At 63.2% G+C, this 23632-nt stretch carries 22 protein-coding genes; 17 read left to right on the top strand and 5 right to left on the bottom strand.

Annotated elements, in window-relative coordinates; all coding sequences use genetic code 11:
- Nucleotides 1-36 precede the first annotated feature (36 nt).
- The 6 genes from ACY8GK_RS05655 (at nucleotide 37) to argE (ending at nucleotide 6939) form a co-directional block, all read left to right on the top strand.
- Nucleotides 37-1356 carry a flavin-containing monooxygenase gene (locus tag ACY8GK_RS05655; RefSeq protein ID WP_462402550.1) on the top strand — a complete coding sequence of 440 codons (1320 nt, stop codon included), beginning with the start codon at nucleotides 37-39 and terminating at the stop codon, nucleotides 1354-1356.
- A gap of 62 nt (nucleotides 1357-1418) precedes the next feature.
- A complete protein-coding gene (locus ACY8GK_RS05650; protein ID WP_462402549.1) occupies nucleotides 1419-1844 on the top strand; it encodes a RidA family protein in 426 nt (141 codons plus the stop codon).
- A 123-nt stretch (nucleotides 1845-1967) separates the two neighbouring features.
- The gene (locus ACY8GK_RS05645) at nucleotides 1968-3362 is read left to right on the top strand and encodes a purine-cytosine permease family protein (protein ID WP_462402548.1); all 1395 of its coding nucleotides are present in this window, start codon (nucleotides 1968-1970) and stop codon (nucleotides 3360-3362) included.
- Nucleotides 3362-4984 carry a GMC family oxidoreductase gene (locus ACY8GK_RS05640; protein WP_462402547.1) on the top strand — a complete coding sequence of 541 codons (1623 nt, stop codon included), beginning with the start codon at nucleotides 3362-3364 and terminating at the stop codon, nucleotides 4982-4984. Before ACY8GK_RS05645 ends, ACY8GK_RS05640 begins: the two co-directional genes overlap by 1 nt.
- Nucleotides 4985-5111: 127 nt before the next feature.
- Nucleotides 5112-5789, top strand: coding sequence for a DUF1028 domain-containing protein (locus ACY8GK_RS05635; RefSeq protein WP_196174678.1), 678 nt, complete (start codon nucleotides 5112-5114; stop codon nucleotides 5787-5789).
- Nucleotides 5782-6939 (top strand): acetylornithine deacetylase, encoded by a 1158-nt coding sequence (argE, locus tag ACY8GK_RS05630; protein WP_462402546.1) that lies wholly within the window; start codon nucleotides 5782-5784, stop codon nucleotides 6937-6939. Before ACY8GK_RS05635 ends, argE begins: the two co-directional genes overlap by 8 nt.
- A 55-nt stretch (nucleotides 6940-6994) precedes the next feature.
- Here the strand turns inward: argE and ACY8GK_RS05625 are convergent, their stop codons facing one another.
- On the bottom strand, nucleotides 6995-7912 hold the full coding sequence (locus ACY8GK_RS05625) for a LysR family transcriptional regulator (protein WP_462402985.1): 918 nt from the start codon (nucleotides 7910-7912) through the stop codon (nucleotides 6995-6997).
- Nucleotides 7913-8140: 228 nt separating this feature from the next.
- Here ACY8GK_RS05625 and ACY8GK_RS05620 point away from each other — a divergent pair, with 228 nt between their 5' ends.
- On the top strand, nucleotides 8141-9631 hold the full coding sequence (locus tag ACY8GK_RS05620) for an aldehyde dehydrogenase (RefSeq protein WP_196174680.1): 1491 nt from the start codon (nucleotides 8141-8143) through the stop codon (nucleotides 9629-9631).
- 292 nt (nucleotides 9632-9923) lie between these two features.
- A complete protein-coding gene (locus ACY8GK_RS05615) occupies nucleotides 9924-10967 on the top strand; it encodes an ABC transporter substrate-binding protein (protein ID WP_462402545.1) in 1044 nt (347 codons plus the stop codon).
- 129 nt (nucleotides 10968-11096) lie between these two features.
- Here ACY8GK_RS05615 and ACY8GK_RS05610 read toward each other — a convergent pair whose 3' ends face one another.
- Entirely contained in the window at nucleotides 11097-12428 is a 1332-nt protein-coding gene (locus ACY8GK_RS05610; RefSeq protein WP_462402544.1) for an OprD family porin, read from the bottom strand.
- 155 nt (nucleotides 12429-12583) lie between these two features.
- The gene (locus ACY8GK_RS05605) at nucleotides 12584-13486 is read right to left on the bottom strand and encodes a LysR substrate-binding domain-containing protein (protein ID WP_196174683.1); all 903 of its coding nucleotides are present in this window, start codon (nucleotides 13484-13486) and stop codon (nucleotides 12584-12586) included.
- Between the two features lie 247 nt (nucleotides 13487-13733).
- Here ACY8GK_RS05605 and ACY8GK_RS05600 point away from each other — a divergent pair, with 247 nt between their 5' ends.
- Genes ACY8GK_RS05600 through ACY8GK_RS05575 form a run of 6 tightly spaced genes read left to right on the top strand, consistent with a single transcriptional unit; the run spans nucleotide 13734 to nucleotide 18970 of the window.
- Nucleotides 13734-14579: a transporter substrate-binding domain-containing protein gene (locus ACY8GK_RS05600; protein WP_462402543.1), complete on the top strand. Its 846-nt coding sequence runs from the start codon at nucleotides 13734-13736 to the stop codon at nucleotides 14577-14579.
- Between the two features lie 13 nt (nucleotides 14580-14592).
- Nucleotides 14593-15255, top strand: a complete 663-nt coding sequence (locus ACY8GK_RS05595) for an amino acid ABC transporter permease (protein ID WP_196174685.1) — start codon at nucleotides 14593-14595, stop codon at nucleotides 15253-15255.
- Nucleotides 15256-15262: 7 nt separating this feature from the next.
- Nucleotides 15263-15982 (top strand): amino acid ABC transporter permease, encoded by a 720-nt coding sequence (locus ACY8GK_RS05590; protein WP_196174686.1) that lies wholly within the window; start codon nucleotides 15263-15265, stop codon nucleotides 15980-15982.
- A complete protein-coding gene (gene argH, locus ACY8GK_RS05585) occupies nucleotides 15952-17454 on the top strand; it encodes an argininosuccinate lyase (protein ID WP_196174687.1) in 1503 nt (500 codons plus the stop codon). The genes ACY8GK_RS05590 and argH overlap by 31 nt, the downstream gene beginning before the upstream one ends.
- A complete protein-coding gene (locus ACY8GK_RS05580) occupies nucleotides 17451-18191 on the top strand; it encodes an amino acid ABC transporter ATP-binding protein (RefSeq protein ID WP_329604722.1) in 741 nt (246 codons plus the stop codon). Before argH ends, ACY8GK_RS05580 begins: the two co-directional genes overlap by 4 nt.
- Nucleotides 18192-18229: 38 nt before the next feature.
- A complete protein-coding gene (locus tag ACY8GK_RS05575) occupies nucleotides 18230-18970 on the top strand; it encodes an amino acid ABC transporter ATP-binding protein (RefSeq protein WP_462402542.1) in 741 nt (246 codons plus the stop codon).
- 39 nt (nucleotides 18971-19009) lie between these two features.
- Here ACY8GK_RS05575 and codA read toward each other — a convergent pair whose 3' ends face one another.
- On the bottom strand, nucleotides 19010-20251 hold the full coding sequence (codA, locus tag ACY8GK_RS05570) for a cytosine deaminase (RefSeq protein WP_462402541.1): 1242 nt from the start codon (nucleotides 20249-20251) through the stop codon (nucleotides 19010-19012).
- A 52-nt stretch (nucleotides 20252-20303) separates the two neighbouring features.
- Nucleotides 20304-21248, bottom strand: coding sequence for a GlxA family transcriptional regulator (locus tag ACY8GK_RS05565; protein ID WP_196174690.1), 945 nt, complete (start codon nucleotides 21246-21248; stop codon nucleotides 20304-20306).
- A gap of 106 nt (nucleotides 21249-21354) precedes the next feature.
- Between ACY8GK_RS05565 and ACY8GK_RS05560 the strand changes: the two genes are divergently transcribed.
- The 3 genes from ACY8GK_RS05560 to ACY8GK_RS05550 all read left to right on the top strand — a co-directional run bounded on the left by ACY8GK_RS05560 (nucleotide 21355) and on the right by ACY8GK_RS05550 (nucleotide 23496).
- On the top strand, nucleotides 21355-22152 hold the full coding sequence (locus ACY8GK_RS05560) for an SDR family NAD(P)-dependent oxidoreductase (RefSeq protein ID WP_196174691.1): 798 nt from the start codon (nucleotides 21355-21357) through the stop codon (nucleotides 22150-22152).
- A 22-nt stretch (nucleotides 22153-22174) separates the two neighbouring features.
- The gene (locus tag ACY8GK_RS05555; protein ID WP_462402540.1) at nucleotides 22175-22939 is read left to right on the top strand and encodes an SDR family oxidoreductase; all 765 of its coding nucleotides are present in this window, start codon (nucleotides 22175-22177) and stop codon (nucleotides 22937-22939) included.
- Between the two features lie 104 nt (nucleotides 22940-23043).
- Nucleotides 23044-23496 carry a carboxymuconolactone decarboxylase family protein gene (locus ACY8GK_RS05550; protein ID WP_462402539.1) on the top strand — a complete coding sequence of 151 codons (453 nt, stop codon included), beginning with the start codon at nucleotides 23044-23046 and terminating at the stop codon, nucleotides 23494-23496.
- Nucleotides 23497-23632: the final 136 nt, after the last annotated feature.

Here is a 23632-nt window from a genome sequence, read left to right as displayed (position 1 = left end):
ATAGACATTCGAAGGGGTTGCACACACAGCCAAGCCATGGCCGACCTGATTCACACCTGCCTTTCGAAGGACTCAGAAATGCCAGTACAAAAAACACAAATAGACACGCTTGTAGTAGGCGCAGGCCAAGCAGGTATTGCCATGAGCGAACACCTGAGCAACCTGGGCGTCCCTCACCTGGTCCTGGAACGCAACCGCATCGCTGAAGCCTGGCGCACCGGTCGCTGGGATTCGCTGGTGGCCAACGGCCCGGCCTGGCATGACCGTTTCCCTGGCATGGAATTCGACGATCTGGCCCCTGACGCCTTCGCACCCAAGGAGCGTGTCGCCGCCTACTTCGAGGCTTATGCGCAAAAATTCAATGCCCCGATCCGTACGGGTGTGGAGGTCAAGGCGGTCACCCGTAATCTCGACCGTCCTGGCTTCACCGTGGAAACCTGCGAAGGCGTGATCGAAGCCAACCGGGTGGTCGTGGCCACCGGCCCCTTCCAGAAACCTGTCATTCCGCCCATCGCGCCAAAGGACGGCGGCCTGTACCAGATCCACTCCGCTGCCTACTTCAACCCCGAGCAGCTTCCACAAGGGGCCGTGCTGGTGGTCGGTGCAGGATCGTCCGGGGTGCAGATCGCCGATGAACTGCAGCGCGCCGGGAAGAAAGTCTACCTGTCGGTCGGCGCCCACGACCGGCCGCCACGGGCTTACCGCAACCGCGATTTCTGCTGGTGGCTGGGTGTGCTAGGCGAATGGGACGCCGAGACCGTCAAGAAGGGACGCGAACACGTCACCATCGCCGTGAGCGGCGCCCGTGGCGGCAATACCGTCGATTTCCGTGGCCTGGCGCACCAAGGCATGACCTTGGTAGGCCTGACCAGGTCGTTCGACGACGGCAAGGTGACGTTCCAGAACGACCTGGCCGCCAACCTGGCAGCCGGTGACGAGAACTACCTGTCACTGCTCGATGCCGCGGACGCCTACATCGCGCGCAATGGCCTGGATCTTCCAGAAGAGCCAGAAGCCCGTGCCAAGTACCCCGACCCAGACTGCGTCACCCATCCCATCCTGGAGCTGGACCTCGCCGAAGCGGGCATCACCTCGATCATCTGGGCCACTGGCTACTCGGTGGACTACAGCTGGCTGAAGGTCAACGCCTTCGACGAGAACGGCAAGCCGAAGCATCAACGCGGTGTATCGAGCGAGCCCGGCGTCTACTTCCTCGGGCTGCCATGGCTGTCCCGTCGCGGCTCCAGCTTCATCTGGGGCGTATGGCACGACGCCAAGCACGTCGCAGGCCATATCGCGACCCAGCGCACCTACCAGGCCTACCGCGCGCCGGGCGAACGGCAGGCTGGCCAGTGAGCGCCCCGCGCGCCGAAAATCTCCAGATCCACGGCTGAAAATCCACTAACAGGTAGAAAACGATGGCGACTCATACCCGCATCCGGATGTTCAACACCAAGGCGACCTACCCGAACCAGTCGCTGGACAATGACCTCTGCCAGGCCGTGCGTGCCGGCAATACCGTCTACGTTCGCGGCCAGGTCGGCACTGACTTCGAGGGTCGCCTGGTTGGCCTGGGCGACCCGGCGGCGCAGACCGAGCAGGCGATGCAGAACGTGAAGCAGCTGCTCGAAGAGGCAGGCAGCGATCTGTCGCATATCGTCAAGACCACCACCTACATCATCGACCCACGCTACCGCGAGCCGGTCTACCAGGTGGTGGGCAAATGGCTCAAGGGCGTGTTTCCCATTTCCACCGGGCTGGTGGTCTCCGGACTGGCCCAGCCCCAATGGCTGATGGAAATCGATGTGATCGCAGTGATCCCGGACGATTGGCAAGCGCATTGACCCACTGGTGACCAAGGCGAGGCCAAGCCCTGTCAGGCGAATGTTCGCCTGGAAGACAGCCGGCCTCGACCTTTTGCGGGCCAATGAAGCCGGCTATGCCTTGCGACTCAGAGAACAATAATCATGAACAATAAAGATTCATCTCCGACATCGATCGAGCTGAGCACCATCCAACCCATCGTAGCTGACCAGCGCCATGGTCGGGCGAGTGATCTTTTCACCATCTGGTTCGGTTCCAACATCATGTTGCTGACGGTGGTGACAGGCGCGCTGGCCGTCACGGTCTTCAACTTGTCATTCTTCTGGGCCTTGGGAGCAGTCATCCTCGGCAACCTCACCGGCGGCATCTTCATGGCCCTGCACTCGGCCCAAGGACCGCAACTGGGCGTTCCGCAGATGGTCCAGACACGCGGGCAGTTCGGCTCCTACGGATCGCTGCTGGTAGTCGGTCTCGTGGTAATCATGTACCTGGGTTTCTTCGCCTCCAACCTGGTTCTGGGCGGGCAATCCCTTCATGAACGCTACCCTTCGCTGAGCACCGATCAGGGTATCTTTCTCGTAGGCGTGATCAGTGTGGTCGCCACGGTGTTCGGCTATCGCCTGATCCATGGCTATGCCCGGGTGATGTCCTGGGTATCCGGGGCGGTACTGGTGCTGTGCTTCATCTGGATCATCGGCGTCCACGGCTTGCCGCAAGGTTTCTTCGAGCGCAACAGTTTCACTACCGCAGGTTTCCTTGGCGCCGTATCGGTCGCGGCGCTCTGGCAGTTGGCGTACGCACCCTATGTTTCCGACTACTCGCGCTACATGCCCGCCGATACCGGCAGCCGCGCGGCATTTCACGCCAGCTACTGGGGCTGCTGCCTGGGTTCTATCCTACCGATGATCCTGGGCGTGTTCATCGGCCTGAGCGTCGAAGGCGACGTCATTGCCGGCCTGATCGACATGACTGGAGGCATCGCTACCTTAGTTGTTGCGGTGTTCTCGCTGGGTATCGCCGCTACCAATGCCATGAACCTGTACTGCGGCACCCTGTCTGCGATCACCGTGGGACAGACCCTGGTTCCGCGATGGTCCGCTGGCGCGGCCGCGCGCGCCGTCACTGCGCTGGTACTGTTCAGTGTCTCGATCGCGTTGGCCATCCTTGGCAAGGACGACTTCATGGTGAACTACACCAACTTCATCCTCCTGCTGCTGTACGTGCTCATTCCCTGGACGGCGATCAATCTGGTCGACTACTACCTAGTTGCCCATGGCCAGTACGACGTGCAGTCGTTCTTCCGCCGAGATGGCGGCATCTATGGCTACGTGAACTGGACGGCGGTCGGCTGCTACATCCTCGGTGTGCTCGTGCAGGTTCCGTTCATGTCGACGGCCCTCTACACCGGCTCGGTGGCCGAGGCCATGGGCGGTGCCGATATCTCGTGGATCGTGGGCCTGGCCGTGATCTCGCCGGTCTATTACTTCGCCAGTCGTCGTAGCGGCGCTCAAGCACAAACACTCGGGAGAAACGCCTGATGTCCACCTTTGATTACATAATCGTCGGCGCGGGCTCTTCCGGCTGCGTGCTGGCCAATCGACTGAGCGCCGATCCGCGCGTGAAGGTTTGTCTGGTCGAAGCAGGCAGCCACGACAACAATGTTCGTATCCAGACGCCCGCAGGCACGATCACGCTGTACAAGAGCAGGAAGTACAGCTGGAACTTTTACTCCGTGCCGCAGAAGCACATGAACGACCGCAAGCTGCACACACCGCGCGGCAAGGCGTTAGGTGGCTCAAGTTCCATGAACAGCATGATCTATATTCGCGGCCATGCCAGCGACTATGATCGCTGGGAGCAGGCCGGGTGCCCAGGCTGGGGGTGGAATGATGTACTGCCCTATTTCAAGAAATCCGAACGAAACCTGCTGGGCCAAAATTCACGTCTGCACGGTACCGAGGGTGAGCTTTACGTCGATGCGCCCCGTGATCCGAACCCCATCTCTCGTGTGTTCGTCCAGGCGGCCGAGCGCCTGGGAATTCGCCGGAACGATGATTTCAACGGCGATGTGCTCGAAGGTGTCGGGATCTACAATGTGACCCAGAAGGATGCCAAGCGGCTGTCCAGCTATCGTGCCTTCGTTGCACCTGTGCGCGAGCGGCCGAACCTGACCGTCATGACCGACTGCGCGGTGGATCACCTGATCATCGAAGACAGCACGGCCAAGGGCATACAGATCAGGGCCAACGGTGCATCGGTCGCGCTACTCGCGAAGACGGAGATCATCCTCTGCGCAGGCGCCCTGGGCAGCCCGCAATTGCTGCTCGCGTCCGGCATCGGGCCCAGGGCTGAACTCGAAGCAGTAGGCATTGAGGTAAAGCAAGACCTGCCAGGCGTCGGCAAGAACCTTCAGGACCACCTCGACGGCTTGATCACGATCCGCTCGAAAAGTCCGCTGACGCTCGGCTTCTCGGCGCCAGCCCTGCCGAACATCATCGCTTCTCCGCTCAAGTATCTGTTCGGCAAGAAAGGCTGGTTGACCACCAACTACGTCGAAGCGGGTGGCTTCGCCAAGACCCCGCTGGCCACGGATATTCCGGACGTCCAGTTCCATTTCGTGCCTGGCTATCGCAGCCATCGTGGTCGCCTGTTCGAATGGGGGCATGGCTACGCCGTGCACACCTGCGTGCTGCGGCCAAAGAGCATCGGTGAGTTGAAGCTCAAGCGGGATGGCAAGATCCACCTGGACTTCAATTTCCTGTCTAATCCAGAGGATGCGAAAGTGCTGGTCGAAGGATTGAAGCTGGCTCGCAGGATCATGGCCGACAGCAGCTTCGATGCCATTCGTGGGGAAGAAATGCTGCCAGGCAAGCATGTCCAGACCGATGAGCAACTGCTCGACTATATCCGCCAGTACGGAGCTACCGTCTTTCACCCAGTCGGCACCTGCAAGATGGGCACGGACGAAATGAGCGTGGTGGCACCGGACTTGAAGGTCCGGGGAATCGCCAACCTTCGGGTCGCGGATGCATCGATCATGCCGACCTTGATCAGCGGCAATACCAATGCGCCCTGCATCATGATAGGCGAGAAAGCTGCGGACTTTATTCTGCACAACGCTAAGAGCCCCCAGCGCCACGTAGGCGCACTCCAAGAATGAGCTTGGCCGTCCTCCCCACGCCTGGGCCCGGCGCGTCACGGCTGCCCGTGCCACTGGCGTCGGCAAAGACGGTTTTGTACACACATGACCAGGTCCAGTCTGGACCAATCAATTTGAGGTGCAGAACATGACGTTTTCCATCATTGGCCGCTGCGGCGAAACGGGACAGCTCGGTATCGCCATCAGTTCGTCGAGCATCGCCGTCGGGGCGCGCTGCCCCTGGGTCCGCGCGGGCGTTGGCGCCGTCGCGACACAGAACGTTACGCTACCCGCGCTGGGGCCGCAGATTCTCGATCTGTTGGAGGGACACCAGGCGAGCCCCGCCGAAGCCCTCGACAAGGCGCTCAATGCCAATGGCTGGAGCGAGTATCGCCAGGTGACGGTAATCGACAGCGAAGGCAGGGTCGCCCTGTTCAGCGGCAAGCAGGCCCTGGGCATTCACGAGGCGGTTGCGGGCGAACAGTGCGCCGCCGCGGGCAACCTGCTCTCCAGCCCCGAGGTGATCCGGGCCATGGTGCGAGCCTTCGAGGACGCACCGGGCCAGCTCGCCGATCGCCTGCTCGCGGCCATGCACGCCGCCATGGCCGCCGGTGGCGAAGCAGGCCCGGTGCACTCGGCCGCGATACAGATCGTCGGCGACCTGGTCTGGCCGATCGTGGACCTTCGGGTGGACTGGGCCGAGCATGATCCGATCGGCGAGCTGACAGCCCTCTGGAGCGCCTACCAGCCGCAGATGCAGGATTACCTGACCCGCGCGCTCGATCCTACAGCGGCGCCGAGCTACGGGGTACCAGGCGATGAATGAAGCATCGAGTCGCGACCTGCTGGCACGGCTGATCGGTTTCGCCACCGTCAGCCGCGATTCCAATCTCGGCTTGATCCGGCACGTTCAGGACTACCTGGCAGGGCTGGGAGTTCGCAGCGAGCTCTTCTACAACGAGCAGGAGACCAAGGCCAATCTGTTCGCGACGATTGGCCCGGATGTGCCAGGCGGCGTGGTGCTCTCGGGCCATACCGACGTCGTGCCGGTAGACGGCCAGGCGTGGACGGTCGATCCGTTCCAGCTGACCGAGGTGGACGGAAAGCTGTTCGGACGTGGCGCGGCCGACATGAAAGGCTTCATCGCTTGCGTGCTTGCCGCCGTGCCCACCTTTCTTCGCGCCGATTTACGCTTGCCCGTGCACCTGGCTTTTTCCTATGACGAGGAAGTCGGCTGCCTGGGCGTGCGGTCCATGCTCGCCGAACTGGAGAAACGCCCGAACCGGCCCAAGCTGTGCCTGATTGGCGAACCTACCGAGCTCAAGCCCGTGCTCGGTCACAAGGGCAAGCTGGCCATGCGCTGCCAGGTCAAGGGCGCTGCCTGTCACTCGGCCTATGCGCCTTACGGGGTCAACGCCATCGAGTATGCGGCGAAGCTGATCGGGCGGCTCGGCGCAATGGGCGAGGAACTCGCCGAGCCCAGCCAGCACGACGACCGCTTCGATCCCCCCTTCTCGACCATCCAGACCGGTGTGATCAAGGGAGGGACAGCGCTTAACATTGTCCCGGCCGAATGCGAATTCGATTTCGAGGTGCGCGCCTTGCCAGGTTTCGACGCCCAGCAGATCGCCACGTCGCTGGAACGTTACGCCACGCAAGCGCTGCTGCCACGCATGCGCGCGGTCGATCCGGATACCGACATCAGGCTTCGACCATTGAGCGCCTATCCCGGGCTCGCCACCTCTCGTGACAGCGAGGCGGCACGGTTACTGGCGTCCATTTGCGAATCGGCGGAGTTTGGCACGGTAGCCTTCGGTACCGAGGGCGGCCTGTTCGACCAGGCCGGGATTGCGACGGTGGTCTGCGGGCCGGGTAGCATGGACCAAGGGCACAAGCCCGATGAATTCGTCACGCTCGAGCAATTGGACCGGTGTGATCGAATGTTGCGTCGACTGGCCGCTCATCTCAGCGCCTGACGCCTCTGGCCACAGGTCGCCTGGAGCAGCCCGTGGCCAGGGCCGAACCCGCGCCTCAGCGCTGCTGGCTCAGCTCGGTCAGGCGCTGCTTGCAGAAATCGATGAACAGTTGCGCGGGCTTGGTCAACTGGGCCTTGCGCAGCCGGGCGCTGGCCAATCCGGACATGGTCACAGGCTCGGCTACGTCCAGCATGACGACGGTCTTGCCGTCATAGGTGCTGGTCGAATGGGGCCGCGTCACCAGCAACGAGAAGCCGAACCCCTGCCCGACCATTCCCCTGACCATCTCGATCGAAGGCGAGCCGAAGACGATGTTCGGGGTAAGCCCCAGCTCGTGGAAAAGGCTGACGAAGTAGGTGCGGCTGGGCAACACGTCCAGCAGGATCATCGGCTCCATGACCAGGTCCCGTAGCGACACCTGTGACTGCCTGGCGAAGCGGTGATTGGCCGGCAGCAGCACGTAGGGCTTCTGAGGCGGCATCAATGGCTCGGTTTCGATGGTGTTGTCCAGCTCGTGGTCGTAGAGAATCGCCAGGTCGAACGAGCCGGCGGTCAGCCCCTGCACCAGTTCCTGTTGATCGCCATCGCGAATCCGAATGTCGACGCCGGGATAGAGCTGGCTGAATTCGGCGATGAGTTGCGGCAGGTACAAAGGGGCTACCGTCTCGAAGCAGCCGATATCGATCTGCCCGGTGACGATATCGTTGTCCGCCAGGGCATTCTGCTCGAATTCATGGGCCAGGCGCAGCAGCTCCTTGGCCTTGTGGTAGAAGCGCTTGCCGCTAGGCGTCAACGATACGCCCTGGGCGTGGTGGCGAATGAACAGCTGGACCCCGAAGCTTTCTTCCAGATTCTTCACTGCCGTCGAAATCGAGGGCTGTGCGATATAGAGCTGTCGGGACGCTTCGGCGACGCTGCCAGCCTCCACGGTGGTGACGAAATATCTTAGTTGTCTCAACGTATATGCAGCCACATCCACCTCGCAGGCTTGGCAGGCGCGTTCGAGCATGCCCGTGATGTCAGTCGATCAGGTCGAAAAGCCACCTTACCTCAACGAAGGCAGGCGAGTGGCCATCGGCTACAGAGCTTTTTCATATGACCGGAGCATATTTTTACTAATTTTCCTCATGCCGAGAGTGGCGCACCATCGCCCCGTCCAAATGACGAATGACCCTGCAAACGGTCGACATGGGAGTCCAGCGTGCTTGATCTCAGCTATTGGCAGCAGCGAGCTGCCAGCCAGCATTTCATCGACAAGGCCTTGATCGGGGGGCAACTGCTGCCTTCGCTATCGGGCGCCACCTTCGATGCGGTGAACCCGGCGACCAACCAGCGCTTGGCCAGCGTGGCGGCGTGCGGCGAGCACGAGGTGGACCTGGCGGTGCGCACTGCACGACGCGCCTTCGAAACCGGTCCCTGGGCGCGCATGGCACCTGCCGAACGCAAGAAGATCCTGCTCAAGCTGTCCGGGCTGCTCATGGCGCACCGTGAGGAGCTGGCCCTGCTCGACTCGTTGAACATGGGCAAGCCGGTCATGGACGCTTATGAGATCGACGTGCCGGGCGCATCGCAGGTGTTCGCCTGGTATGGCGAGGCGCTGGACAAGGTCTATGACCAGGTCGCGCCCACCGCGCCCAACGCATTGGCTACCATCACCCGCGAGGCGCTGGGGGTAGTGGCTGCGGTGGTGCCTTGGAACTTCCCCTTGGACATGGCTGCATGGAAGCTGGCGCCGGCCCTGGCGGCAGGCAACAGCGTCGTGCTCAAGCCTGCCGAACAGTCGCCGTTCTCGGCACTGCGTCTGGGCCAGCTGGCCCTTGAAGCCGGTCTTCCGGAAGGTGTCCTGAACGTCGTCCCCGGCCTTGGCGAAAGCGCCGGCAAAGCCTTGGGCCTGCACCCCGACGTGGACTGCCTGGTCTTCACCGGCTCGACCCAGGTCGGCAAGTACTTCATGCAGTATGCCGCGCAGTCCAACCTCAAGCAGGTGTGGCTGGAGTGCGGAGGCAAAAGTCCCAACCTGGTGTTCGACGATTGCCAGGACCTGGACCTGGCCGCTGAGAAGGCGGCATTCGGGATCTTCTTCAACCAGGGGGAGGTCTGCTCGGCCAACTCTCGCCTGTATGTCCAGCGCACCATCCATGACGAGTTCCTCGAGCGCCTGATCGACAAGGCCCGCGGCTGGATGCCTGGCGACCCCCTGGATCCTGCCAGCGCCGCCGGGGCGATCGTCGACGCCGAGCAGACGGGCCGAATCATCAAGGCCATCGAGCAGGCCCGCGCTGAAGGCGCACGGTTGCTGCTGGGCGGCGAGCGAGTGGTCATCAACGGCTCGTCCAATTTCGTTCAACCGACCATCTTCGCCGGGGTCGGTGCTGCCATGAACATCGCCAGGGACGAGGTGTTCGGCCCGGTTCTGGCCGTCTCGACGTTCGACACCGAGGAACAGGCGATCGCGCAAGCCAACGACAGTATCTATGGCTTGGCGGCATCGGTCTGGAGCGACGACCTCAACCGTGCCCACCGCGTGGCGCGCGCGCTCAAGGCCGGCACCGTCTCGGTCAACACCATGGATGCGCTGGAGGTGACCGTGCCGTTCGGCGGTGGCAAGCAGTCCGGGTTCGGACGTGACCTGTCCCTGCATTCGTTCGACAAGTACACCCAGCTCAAGACCACCTGGTTCCAGCTGCGCTAGACAGCAAGAACCGACCGTCTGCATGCACTGCGCGGTTGCTCGAACAACAAGAAGATCCCGCTGTGCTGCGGTCTTCGCAGCGGCTTGGGGCCAACTGGCCCAGGGTTCGGACGGAAAGTCGCCGAACGGCGACCAGGCAAGGCGAAACCAGGCGGGCAGGCGCGGCCCACCGCTTGCAAGTGGGCATCTCGATGCCTGGTTTCAACATGGCATGGTCGTGCAGGCACTTTTCGTGCAAAGCCCAACTGCCTCTAACAAAAACACACAAAGACCAAAGATTGAGGGAGTTCCCATGCGTATCATCACCGCGTCGCTCAGCCTTGCGCTACTTTCCGGGGCCAGTCTCTGCGCCTTCGGCAATGAGCCTTCGCTGACCATCATTTCCTTCGGCGGCGCCACCAAGGCCGCCCAGCAAACAGCGTATTTCCAACCGTTCGAGAAAACCGGAGCGGCCAGGATCGTCGCTGGCGAATACAACGGCGAACTGTCCAGGATCAAGGCCATGGTCGATGTCGGCCAGGTCTCCTGGGATGTGGTCGAGGTCGAAAGTCCGGAGCTGATCAGAGGCTGCGAAGAGGGCTTGTTCGAGCGCATGGATCCGGCCATTCTCGGCCAGCCGGCGAGCTATATGCCCGGCACCGTCAGCGAATGCGGCGTGGCCAGCTACGTATGGTCGATGGTGCTGGCCTACAACCCGCAGAAACTCGGCAACGGCCCGACCTCCTGGGCAGACTTCTGGGACACCGAGCGCTTCCCAGGCAAGCGCGGCCTGCGCAAAGGGGCCAAGTACACCCTTGAAGTCGCCCTGCTCGCCGACGGTGTGCCGCGCGAGGATCTCTACCAGGTGCTGGCCAGCAAGGAAGGCGTGGATCGCGCCTTCCGCAAGCTCGACCAGATCAAGAAGCACATCCAGTGGTGGGAAGCCGGGGCCCAGCCACCGCAATGGCTGGTGGCTGGCGATGTGGTGATGTCGGCCGCCTACAATGGGCGTATCGCCGCGGCGCAGAAGGAAGGTTCCAAGCTCAGTATCGTCTGGCCGGGCAGCCTCTACGACCCGGACCACTGGGCGATCGTCCGGGGCACCAGGAACAAGGCACTTGCCGAGAAATTCATCCAGTTCGCCAGCCAGGCAGAGCCGCAGAAGACCTTCTCGGCACAAATTCCCTATGGGCCGGTGCGCCCGGATGCGCTCGCGCTGCTGCCAGGTGACGTCCAGGCGCAGCTGCCCACGGCTGCCGGCAACATTGCCCAGGCGCAGTTGGTGAACGCCGAGTTCTGGGTCGACCATGGCGAGGAGCTGGAGGAGCGCTTCAACGCCTGGGCGGCTCGCGGATAGCGCTCCGTTGCCATGCAACCTCGCCAGAGCCGGCCGGATGCGCTGCCGGCCGTTTGGCGAGGTTTTCGTGATCGAGCGGGCCCGCCGGGAGGCATCCCGCAGCCATGCGGCATCGACGGCTTGCCCGCCTTACATCAGTTTCCACGTGTAGCTGACGATCAACCGGTTCTCGTCCGCGTCCACCTGGCTACTGGAACCCATTTCGCTGACATTGGCGTAGTTCGAGCGAAGCAAGGCGTTCTTCCAGGTCACGTTCATGCCCTTGAGCGTTCCCTTGGGCACCGTATAGGAAAGCGCCAGGTCCCGTTCCCACTCCTTGCCGTCACCGCCCGGCTGGTCGATACCGTCGCCCTTGAGATAACTCAGCGCCGTGGTCAACCCTGGGATGCCAATGGCCGCGAAATCGTACTCATAGCGAGCGATCCAGGTGCGCTCGCCGGCGTGCTGGAACTTGCCGATCTGCAGGTTGGTGACCAGGGGTGCGGTGATGCCATCGCCCTGGTTGAGGAACGGGAAGTCGCTCCTGCCGTCCACGGCCTGGTAGCCGGCGCTGAACGCATGAGAAGCCAGCGAATAGGTGAACAGCGCGCTCCAGGTGCGGTTGTCGACTTCGCCAGCGTTGCGGTAGCCGGCGGCCCAGTAGCCCTGCGCACGCCCTTGCGCCGACGAGTTCTTGCCATCCGGGGAGCTGCGATAGTACTGCAGGTCCGACTTGAGCGTGCCTACCGCAAGTGCCTGGGTATGGGTCAAGCCGAGAAAGTGCTGCTGGTAGAAGTCGCTCAGGCTGGCGTAGTAGTAACGCAGCACAAGGTTCCTGTTGGCGCGGTAATCGGCGCCACCGTAATAGAATTCGGAGCTGCGCTGCCCCTTTCGGCCGTTGGCGCCGGCGATGGACATGCCATCCCAGTCGGTGGAGTTGCGCGCGCGTACCCGATTGAGGCGTCCACCAATGAAAGTGAAATCATCCAGCTCGTTGGAGGTGATCTGAGCGCCCTGGAAACTCTGGGGCAACAAGCGACCATCATTGGCCTTGAGCACGGGCAGTTTCGGCATCAGCGTGCCGACCTTGGCTTCGGTCCTGGAGATCTTCGCCTTGAGCGTGGGCCCCAGGCTGGCAAAGCTGCGCACCGCGTCGCCGTTGCTCTGGCTCGGGAATACGGTACCGCCGGTGCTGGACTTCGAGGCACCATTGGTACCGCCCCCCGAGTCCAGGCGGATGCCCAGCAGGCCCATGGCGTCGAGGCCAAAGCCTACCGTTCCGGGGGTGTAGCCAGAGACGTAGTTGAGAATGAAACCTTGCCCCCACTCCTCTTTCTTGTTCGGAGCGCGATCGCGGTTGTCGGTGTTGATATAGAAGTTGCGCGTGGTCAGGTTGAGCTGGCTGTCTTCGATGAAGCCCGCAGCGGCGGCCTGCCCGGCGATTGCCGAAGCGACAGCTGCCGCCAAGATATGACGATTCATTTACTTCCCGTTGGTTCTAGATGAGCATCCCAAGGCGCCTGGGTTGCGCAGGGCTCGGGGTTGGAGCAGAGCGCGCATTCTAGCGTAATTGGGGCGCTCGGCCTCGCCAGGCCGGCCATGCATGAACTTTTTTTCATGAAGGCCAAGGCCCGCGCTCACTGCAGCCGTGCCGCCGCCGCGCCCATCATCTCCTCGACCAGCCCGGCGAACCGCTGGGTCAGCAAGCTGCGCGGACGATCCGCCGGCAGCAGCAGATAAGTCGTGAAGCGCAACTGCGGCGCGAACGGTCGGGTCTCGATGCCCACGTGCCGGTACTCGGCGGCGACCAGCGGGTTGACGATGCTCACCCCAAGCCCAAGCCCGACCAGAGAACAGACATTGGCCGCGTGATGGGTTTCCAGGTTCATCCTGCGGTAAGCCTTGTCTTGCGGGAACGCTCTGTCGATGCGCTTGCGCGAGCCGTCGTTCTGGGACAGCGAGATGAACTCCTCGCCCTTGAGATCGCCCGGCTCGACCACCTCGAGCGTGCCCAGCCGATGCCCGGTGGGAAACACGCATACCCCAGGCACATCACAGATGACCTTGGCGTCGACCCCCGGCATCGCTTCCCCGACATAGGACGCCAGCCCCAGGTCGCAGAACCGCGAGGCAGCCCAGTGCGCGACGGTGGGCGAGTCATTGGTATGAATGGAGATGGCCACGTCCGGGTTCTGCTGGCGGAAGCGCTGGATCACCCGCGGCAGCACGGTGAGCGTCAACGACGGCACCGCCCCGATCCGCAAGCGCCCGGTCCCGACGCGACGGATGCTCTGCGCCGATGACTCCAGGCTCTCGAGGCCGATGAAGGCACGTTCGACATCGGTGAACAGCGCCGTGCCTTCGTCGGTCGGCAGCAGTCGGCCGCCGACCCGCTGGAACAGCCGGAAACCGCTGTTGCGCTCGAGCTGGGCGATCAGCCTGCTGATGTTCGGCTGCGAGGTATGCAGCGCTTCGGCGGCCGCGGTCATCGAGCCGCTGAGCATGACGGCGCGAAAGGCCTCGACCTGCTTGAAGTTCATGGTGCGCTCCTGGCGGCCATATCATTTACGCATGGGCCGCTGCCGATCTTTGATTTGTTTGCATGAGCAGAAGGCCTTATAACAGATCTACATCGACGTGACCGCACAGACGGGCGCGATGAATCGAGCACGGGGCAGTTACAAAGACAACAAGGCTGCTGCTCACCCCTACTCTCTCTGCCCTTGTATTCATGGTGTCGCCGCGCATGCGCGCAGGCCGACGCTGCAATGTAAACCAGGAGGCATCATGTCGTTTTCCTTGAAAATCCTTGGTGGCGCGCTGGCGCTCTCGTGTATTGCGATGGCCGCATCGATGCAGGTGCGCGCCGCGCAGCTGCCACCGGTACCGGACGAGATCAAGCAAGCGGACCACTTGCGCGCCGGCGTGCGCTGCGATCAACCGCCCTATGGCTTCCAGGACGGCAGTGGCGAGTTCGCCGGGGTGGAAGTGGAAATGGCCAAGCAGATCGCCCTCTGGGCGCTTGGATCGAAGGACAAGGTGTCGTTCACCTGTGTCACCGCAGAGAACCGCGTCCCGCAGCTGCTCGGGCGCAAGGTCGACTTTCTCATCGCGACACTGGGCGTTACCCCCGAGCGCCAGCGGGTGATCGACTTCAGCGTGCCGTATCGCTGGGGCGCCAGCGACGTGGTGGTGAAAAAGGACAGCGGCATCCAGAAGATCGCCGACCTCAAGGGCAAGACCCTGGCGACCCTCAAGGGATCGGTGCAGGCCAAGTGGTTCGAAGACCACCTGCCAGAGGTCAGGACCTTGCGCATGAACAGCGCAGCCGATGCCTTGCAGACGTTCCGCCAAGGCCGCGCCGATGCCTACACACACGATGCGGCGACCCTGGTGGTGGTGGCCGACAACGACAAGAACGCTCGACTGCTGAACGAGCCGTTCCAGATCTCCGATGCCGCCATCGGCCTGCGCAAGAACGATGCCGCCTGGCGCGACTACCTCAGTGCCGCGGTCACCCGGATGCGCGAGGAACGCCTGTTCCGCGGCTGGGTGCAGCAGTTCGTGCCAGAGAACATCCAGGGCTACTACATCAGCGTGTTCGAGCAGGCCAAGCCTGCCGAAGCGCTCTGAACGGGCGCCACCCATGGACTTCGATATCCATTACCTGGCGGCCCAGTGGCCCGCACTGCTCGATGGCGTGCTGATGACATTGCAGGTGACCTTGCTGGCGATCCTGTGCTCGTTGCTCATCGGCATCCTCGGAGGCGCGGTGCGGGTATTCAAGGTGCCGGTGCTGAGCCAACTGGTGGTGCTGTACGTGGAACTGATCCGCAACAGCCCGATCCTCGTGCAGCTGTTCTTCATCTTCTATGGCCTGCCGGCCGTCGGCATGGAGCTGTCGTTGTTCTGGTCAGGGGTGCTGTGCCTGTCATTGTGGGCCGGCGCCTACCAGATCGAGAACATGCGTGGCGGCCTGGCCACGGTAGAGCACGGCATGCGCGAGGCCAGCGATGCACTGAGCCTCAAGACTCATCACTATTTCTACCTGGTGGCATTGCCGATCGCTTTTCGCACCAGCCTGCCTGCCGTGCTCAATACCTCCATCTCGCTGTTGAAGAACTCCTCCTACCTGCAGGCGATCGGGCTTGCCGAGCTCACCTTCGTCGCGGTGGATCGCATCGCCACCGATTTCCGAGCCATCGAGATGTTCACCGCGATCTGCGTAATGTACCTGCTGCTGGTCGGCGTGCTGGCGTTGCTGACCAGTCGCCTTTCCGCCCACCTGCAACGCCCTTTCCGGCAGTGAGGCGCGCATGAACTTTCTGATCGAAAACTGGCCCTTCGTGCTCAAGGGCCTGGGCATGACCTTGCGCCTGGCGCTGGTAGTGCTGCTGTTCACCACGCTCATCTCGACGGTGCTGGGCGTGCTCGCCACGGTCAAGAACAAGTGGCTGTGGTGGACGATCCACGGCTATGTCGAGCTGTTTCGCTCGATCCCGCTGATCGTCAACGTGTTCTTCATCTTCTTCGGCGCGCCGATGTTCGGGCTCGACCTGAGCCCCTTCGCGGCAGTCACCACCGGCTTGACCTTGTGGGGCAGCGCCAACGGCATCGAAATCGTGCGTGGCGGCCTGGAGTCGGTCTCCCGGCACCAGTGGAAGAGCGCCTGGGCACTGGGACTGCGCCCTTGGCAGATCTACCTGCACGTCATCGCGCCACAGTCGATGCGGGCGATCCTGCCCGCCTACACCGGCCTGCTGACCATGCTGGTGCAGGCTACCTCGCTGGGCGCGCTGGTAGGCGTGAGCGAGTTTCTCAAGGTCGGCCAGATCATCATCGAACGCGAGACGGTGATGACCGGGGTCAGCCCAGCGTTCAGCGTCTATGGCCTGGTGCTGCTGGTTTATTTCGTCATCTGTTCACTGCTGAGCGGCTTGAGCCGTTATCTCGAACGTCGGCTGGCGCGCCCAGTGACGCGAGCCACTATTGATGAGGGGGCAACATGCAAGAATCCAAAGTCAGCCGGCGCCTGAAGGAACCCACCGCGCCCGAGGTCAACGAGTTCATCTACCGGCCGCGCCTGCAAGGCTTCGCCGAAGGCTTCGAGCTGCTGGGCGACATCAACAAGGCGCACATCGTGATGCTGGCCGAAAACCGGCTGATCCGGCCGGAACACGCCGCTGCGCTGGCCAAGGGCGTGCTGGACATGGAGGCGGCCGGTGCCGGGGCGGTCATCCTCGATCCGTCCCGTGAAGACGCCTACTTCAACTACGAGGCGCACCTGATTGAGCAGATCGGTGCCGATGTCGGGGGGCGCCTGCACACCGGACGCAGCCGCAACGACCTGCTGGCGACCCTCGACCGGCTGCGCTGTCGCGAGGTACTCATGGACCTGATCGACGAGCTGGTCCAGGTTCGCCAGACGGCCATCAGCCAGGCTGGGCTGTACGCGGAGGTGGTGATGCCCGGCTATACCCACCTGCAGCCTGCCCAGCCGATCACCTACGGTTACTACCTGTCGGCGGTCGAGCAAGCACTGGCGCGGGACTGCGCACGCCTGGCGCAGACGCTCGAATCGATGAACCACAGCCCCCTCGGCGCGGCTGCCTTCGCCGGTACGCCGTTCGCCATCGATCGGCAGCGCACCGCGCAGCTGCTCGGCTTCGACGGGTACCTGGACAACGCCCTCGATGCGGTGGGCTCGCGTGACTTCATCCTCGAGAGCCTGTCGCACCTGAGCCTGCTGTCGGTGTTCTGGAGCCGGGTCGCCCAGGACTACTTCGTCTGGAGCACCCATGAGTTCAGCCTGATCGACTTCCCCGACAGCGTGGCCGCCACCTCGAGCATCATGCCGCAGAAGAAGAACCCCACCGTGCTGGAATACCTCAAGGGCCGCAGCGGGCACATCCTCGGTCTGCTGATGGGCGCCAGCGCCTCGATCAAGGGGACCCACTTCTCCCACACCGGCGATGCCAACCGCGAAGGCACCCGGGGCTTCTGGGAGGCGGCCGAGGAAAGCCTGCGCTGCCTGAAGTTGCTCAACCTGGTGCTGCGTACCGCCGTGCCCAACGCCACCTTGGCGGTGCGCCGCGCAGGCGAGGACTTCTCCACCGCGACCGGGCTGGCGGACCTGATCGTGCGCGAAGCGGACCTGTCGTTCCGCGAAGCACACCATGTGGTTGGAGGTGTCGTGCGCATGGCCATGGACAACGGCTTGCTGGCGCACCAGATCGACAGCGCGATGGTCGATGCCTGCGCCATCGAGCAGCTGGGCCATGCGCTGAACCTGCCGCCGCAGAAGGTCCGCGACTGTCTCGATCCGACCGCCAACGTCCAGGGGCGCGCTTCTGCCGGCGGCCCGGCACTGTCGTCCTTGAAGCCGAGCCTCGCGCGCGCCGACAAGCGCATTGGCGAGGATCGCCAAGCCAACCAGGTCCGTCGCGAACGCCTGGCCGAGGCGAGCCGGACACTGCAGCAATTGACCCGCGCGCAGGCCGACGCATGAGCAGCATGCTGCAGGTCCGTGACCTGCACAAACGGTTCGGCGAGCACCAGGTGGTCAGGGGGGTAGACCTGGACGTGCGCGAAGGCGAAGTGGTGGTGATCATCGGCCCGAGTGGTTCCGGCAAGTCCACCTTCATTCGCTGCCTCAACAGCCTGGAGCCACCGAGCGCGGGCAGCGTGGTGCTCGGCGCCGGAGCGTCGGTCAAGGCCAGCGACCGCCGGGCCTTGGCCCGGCTGCGCGAAGAGGTCGGCATGGTGTTCCAGGATTACACCCTGTTTCCGCACCTGAGCGTGATCGCCAACATGACGCTGGCACCGGTCAAGCTCAAGCGCGCCTCCAGGGAAGAGGCCCAGCGTAGCGCACTGGCCCTGCTCGACCGGGTCGGCCTGCGACACAAGGCCGACAGCTATCCCTCGGAACTGTCCGGCGGCCAGCAGCAACGGGTGGCGATCGTCAGGGCACTGGCGATGAAGCCCAAGCTGCTGCTGTTCGACGAGCCGACGTCGGCGCTAGATCCGGAGACCGTGGGCGATGTGCTGAACGTGATGAAGGGCCTGGCGGCCGAAGGCATGACCATGATAATCGTCACTCACGAGATGGGCTTTGCCCGTGAGGTGGCCGACCGGGTGGCGTTCTTCGACTGCGGCAGGATCATCGAGATGGGCCCGCCCGCGCAGATCTTCGGCGCCCCGCGAGAGGCGCGCACGCGCCAGTTCCTGCAAAGCGTCCTGTGCTAGGGGCCAGGTTGCCGACCTATGATCCGGAGATTCCAACCATGAGCGACAACCCGATCATCCGCATGGAAGGCGTGCACAAATGGTACACCGACTTCCATGTTCTCAAGGGCATCGACCTGAAGGTGAACCGGGGCGAACGCATCGTCCTGTGCGGTCCTTCGGGCTCGGGCAAATCCACCACCATTCGCTGTCTCAACTGCCTGGAAGGCTACCAGCAGGGCAAGATCACCATCGACGGCACGCCAATGAACCCAGCGCGGCAAACCGTCGAAGCCATCCGTCGCAACGTGGGCATGGTGTTCCAGCACTTCAACCTCTTCCCGCACCTGACCATCCTGCAGAATTGCATGCTGGCGCCCACCTGGGTGGGCAAGGTCTCGAAGAAGCAGGCGGCCGAGACGGCCATGCACTATCTGGAGCGCGTGCGCATTCCCGAGCAGGCGCACAAGTATCCGAGCCAATTGTCGGGAGGCCAGCAACAGCGCGTGGCGATTGCACGGGCGCTCTGCATGAAGCCGAAGATCATGCTGTTCGACGAGCCGACCTCGGCGCTCGACCCGGAGATGGTCAAGGAGGTCCTCGACACCATGGTCGGCCTGGCCGAAGACGGCATGACCATGGTGTGCGTGACGCATGAGATGGGCTTTGCGCGTACCGTGGCCAACCGGGTGATCTTCATGGACCGGGGCGAGATCGTCGAACAGGCGCCGCCGGAGCGTTTCTTCGGCGCCCCGCAGAACGAACGGACCCGCCTGTTCCTCAGCCAGGTGCTGCACTGACGCTGCGCCTGTCCGCCGGCAGCCCACGGCGTGGCGACCTCAGGCCAAGCGCTCGACCCGCGACAGGCTGCGGCGCATGAGCACCTTGCCGCGACGTACCGAGACCAGGGCATGCCCCTGGCTGCGGAGCATCTCGTAGTCGTCCGGCGCGGACAGCAGCAACAGGTTCGCCGGGCGCCCGACTTCGAGGCCGTAGCGCTCGCCCAGGCCGAGGGTCCGGGCGCCGTTGTCGGTGACCAGGTCCAGGCAGCGTTGCAGGTCCTGGTAGCCGAGCATGTGACAGATGTGCAGGCCGGCCTCGAGCACCCGCAGGATGTTGCCGTTGCCCAGCGGATACCACGGGTCGACGATCGAGTCCTGGCCGAAGCACACGTTCAGGCCGGCGCGGTCGAGTTCGGCCACGCGGGTCAGCCCGCGACGCTTGGGATGGCTGTCGAAGCGCCCCTGCAAATGAATGCTCTCGGTGGGGCACGAGACGAAGTTGATGCCGGACAGCTTCAGCAAGCGGAACAGCTTGGAGCAGTAGGCGTTGTCATAGGAGCCCATGGCCACGGTATGGCTTGCCGTGACCCGAGCGCCCATGCCGCGCACCCTTGCCTGCTCTGCCAGTACCTCGAGAAAGCGCGACTGCGGGTCGTCGGTTTCATCGCAGTGCACATCCACCAGACAGCCGCTGCGCTCGGCCAAGTCCATCAGGAACGTGACCGACGACACGCCTTGCTCGCGGGTATTCTCGAAATGCGGGATACCGCCAACCACATCGGCGCCCATGGCCACCGCTTCGCGCATCAGCGCCCGGCCGTTGGCGTACGACTCGATCCCCTCCTGGGGGAAGGCGACGACCTGCAGGTCGACCAGCGCGCGTACCTCCTCGCGCAGCTCGAGCATGGCCCGTAGCGCGGTGAGCTTGGGGTCGGTCACATCGACATGGGTGCGCACGTGCTGGATCCCGTGGTCGACCAGCATGCCAATGGTCTTGCTGGCGCGCACCTTGATGTCGTCGTGGCTGGTGATCGCCTTGCGCTCGGCCCAGCGCTCGATGCCTTCGAACAAGGTCCCGCTCATGTTCCATTTCGGCTCGCCGGCGGTGAGGGTGGCATCGAGGTGGATGTGCGGTTCGACGAACGGCGGCACCACCAGGTTCTGCAAGGCATCCAGGTCATCTGGACGGCTCGCTGCGACCACGTCGAGCTGAGGCGTGATGGCAGCGATGCGCTCGCCGCAGAGTTCGATGGGAAACAGTCCGGGCTTGCCTCGCAGGCGCGCGTTGAGGATGTTCATGACGTTACTCCTTGGAGGTCGTTCATGGGCCATGCCAGCTTGCCGCTCAGCGCTATCCTACACGCCTGGCATCCCGACGCACCGCCTGGGGCGGCACCCCGAACCCGCGCAGGAAAACTTCCCGCATGTGCCGGCGGTCCCTGAACCCTGTTTCCCGGGCCACCGTATCGAGGCTGTGACGGCTCTGTTCGATCATCAAGCGTGCGGCTTCCAGACGCAAACCTTCCACGGCCTTGGCCGGGGACTGGCCCGTCTCGGCGGTGAACACGCGGGAGAACTGCCGGGGGCTCAAGTGCGCCACCTGGGCCAGCTCCTCGACACTGAGCGGGCGATCGAGGTGCTTGCGCGCATAGTCCAGGACGCTCTGGATACGATCGGACCTGGGCGCCATCGCAAGCAGCTCCGAATGCTGCGACTGTCCTCCGGAACGGCGTTGGTGCATGACCAGCCTATGGGCAACGGACCGAGCAAGTTCGGGGCCCAAATCCTTCTCCACCATGCCCAATGCCATGTCGATGCCTGCGGTCATGCCAGCGGATGTCCACACAGGGCCATCGACGATGAAGATGTGGTCTTGCTCGACTTCTATATCCGGATACCGGGACCGTAGCGCGTTGGCGTAAGCCCAATGCGTAGTGGCCCGTCGCGCGGCCAGCACACCGGCGGCTGCCAGGATGAAAGCCCCGGTACAGACCCCGGCCAGCCGCCGAGCAGTGCCGGCGAAACCGCGGACACTCTCGAGCACCTGCGCCGAGGGCGGCGTCAGCGGGGTCAGCGTGCCGGCGATCATCCAGCTGTCGGCCAGGCCCGAGCTGCCCAATGGCAGCGTCTCGATGGACATGCCGAGCGACGAGCGTACCGTGCCGCCATGTTCCGAAAAGTTCTGGATGCGGTAGACCGGTTCACCTGCGACCAGGTTTGCGAACTCGAATACCGCCTGCGTGGCCAGGGACATGACCTGAAAGCCTTCGGTAACCAGATAGCCCACCCTATGCATCGTCTTGCTCCCTTTCTCGTATGTCCTGAAAACGTATCATATACGTCATTTAAGTCATGCAGATATTTTCGCATCATGGCGCCACACCCATCGACGGAGCATGACCATGACCCAGCCATACAAAGGCACGGCGCTCATCACCGGCGCTTCCACCGGGATCGGTTCGATCTATGCCGATCGCCTGGCTCGACGCGGCTACGACCTGGTACTGGTGGCGCGAAATCGCGATCGCCTCAATGCCTTGGCCAGCCGCCTCACTACCGAGACCAGGCGCAACATCGAAGTCCTCCAGGCGGACCTGGTCGCACCGCACGAGCTGGCCGAGGTAGAGCGCAAGCTGCGCGAGGACGCCAGCATCACCTTGCTGGTCAACAATGCCGGGATCGGTACCCATGCCGGGCTCATGGAAAGCGATATCGAGCGCATGACCGAGATGATCAGCCTGAACGTCACGGCGCTCACCCGCCTTGCCTATGCTGCTGTTCCGGGCTTCGTGACTCGCAAGCACGGCGCACTGATCAATGTCTCATCCATCGTCAGCCTGGCACCGGAACTGCTCAATGGCGTCTACGGCGGCAGCAAAGCCTACGTGACGGCCTTCACCCGGTCCCTGCACAAGGAACTGTCGAACCAGGGTATCCAGGTCCAGGCGGTGTTGCCTGGAGCCACTGCCACCGATTTCTGGCAAATCGGCGGGTTACCTCTGGAGCACCTGGACCCGGGCATCGTGATGTCGCCGGCCGACCTGGTCGACGGGGCCTTGCAGGATTTCGATGACGGGGTGTTGATTTCCATTCCGTCGATGCACGACCTGACGCATTTCCAGCACTACGAAGCCAGCCGGCAGGCCTTGTTCGAGCAACTTTCCAGCAACCGCCTGGCGCCGCGCTACAACGCCGCCTGATCATTTGAAAAGGACATAAGCCATGAAGCTCAGCGCCAACACCATCTTCATCACCGGCGGCACTTCCGGCATAGGCCGGGCATTGGCCGAAGCCTTCCATCGACGGGGCAATCAGGTCATCATCGCCGGCCGGCGCCAAGCGTTGCTGGACGAGATCGCCAAGCTCAATCCAGGTATCGACACCATAGGACTGGATATCGACGACCCTCGGCAAATCAAGGCAGTGGCACAACAAGTCATCGCCCGGCATCCATCGCTGAACGTGATCATCAACAATGCCGGCATCATGCCGTTCGACGATCCTGGCTCGGGTGAGCATGACGACGAGCAGGCGGTCAGGCTATTGCAGACCAACCTGCTCGGGCCGGTTCGCGTCAGTGCCGCGTTCGTGGAGCATCTCAAGGCGCAACCTGATGCCTACATCATCAACAACAGCTCCATACTGGCTTACCTGCCTCTGGCTGCCACGGCCTTGTATTCGGCGAGCAAGGCCGCCATTCACTCCTACACGCTGTCGCAGCGCTTCAGTTTGCGTAACACCAGTGTCAAGGTCCTTGAGATCGCGCCGCCCTGGGTCGACACGGACCTGATTCACAAAAGTGGCGACAAGCGCGCCATGCCCCTCGACGAGTTCATCGAGCAAACCCTGGCCAAGCTTGGAACCGCAACGACCGAAGTGCTCGTGGACCGCGTCATTGCGCTGCGCGCCAACCAGGGTGCGCACGAGCACGAGCTGATCAACCAGTTCAACCAGTCGCTGGTTGAAAACCCGATTCCGGTCGCCTGAGCCGACTGTCCAGACCCGCCATCTTCGAGGAAACCACGAATGACTCGTATCAACCCCTGACCATCGACCAGGTACCAGCCGCAGCGCGTACGGTGCTGCAGGGAGTGGAAAAAAGCCTGGGATTCGTCCCCAACGTGTTCGCCACCCTTGCCCACTCGCCCGCCGCGCTGGGTGGCTACCTGGCTCTATCGCAAGCATTGGGCAGGAACAGCCTGACCCCTGCCGAACGGGAAGTGGTCGCGCTCGCGACCTCCGAGGTCAATGGATGTGAGTATTGCATCGCCGCGCACAGCTATTTCGGGCACAAGGTCGGGCTCGGGGCAGACCAGGTGAACGCCGCCCGGGCAGGCACGCTCGATGCGCTAGCCGCCCTGGCTCGAGCGGTTACGCTCAGCCGCGGCCAGCTTCTCGATACGCAGCTCTCGGCGGCGCGCGTGGCTGGCCTGGACGAGGCGAAGATCGTCGACGTGATCGCCCAGGTTGCGCTTCTGACCTTGACCAACTACCTGAACAATGTAGCCAGTACAGAAGTGGACTTTCCGCCTAGGCGCAGTTGAAGCACGCCGTGCATGTCGATCCCGACGATCATCCTGCGGTACCTGCTGTCAGGTACCCTCGAGCGCCGTGCCCCAGGCGCGGCGCAGTCAAGCCGTCGACGCATGCCGCCATGCCCGTTGCAAGCTTCCACGCCCT

It is taken from the genome of Pseudomonas sp. Marseille-QA0332 (genome assembly GCF_054950175.1).
This window is presented reverse-complemented; position numbering and strand designations above follow the sequence as displayed.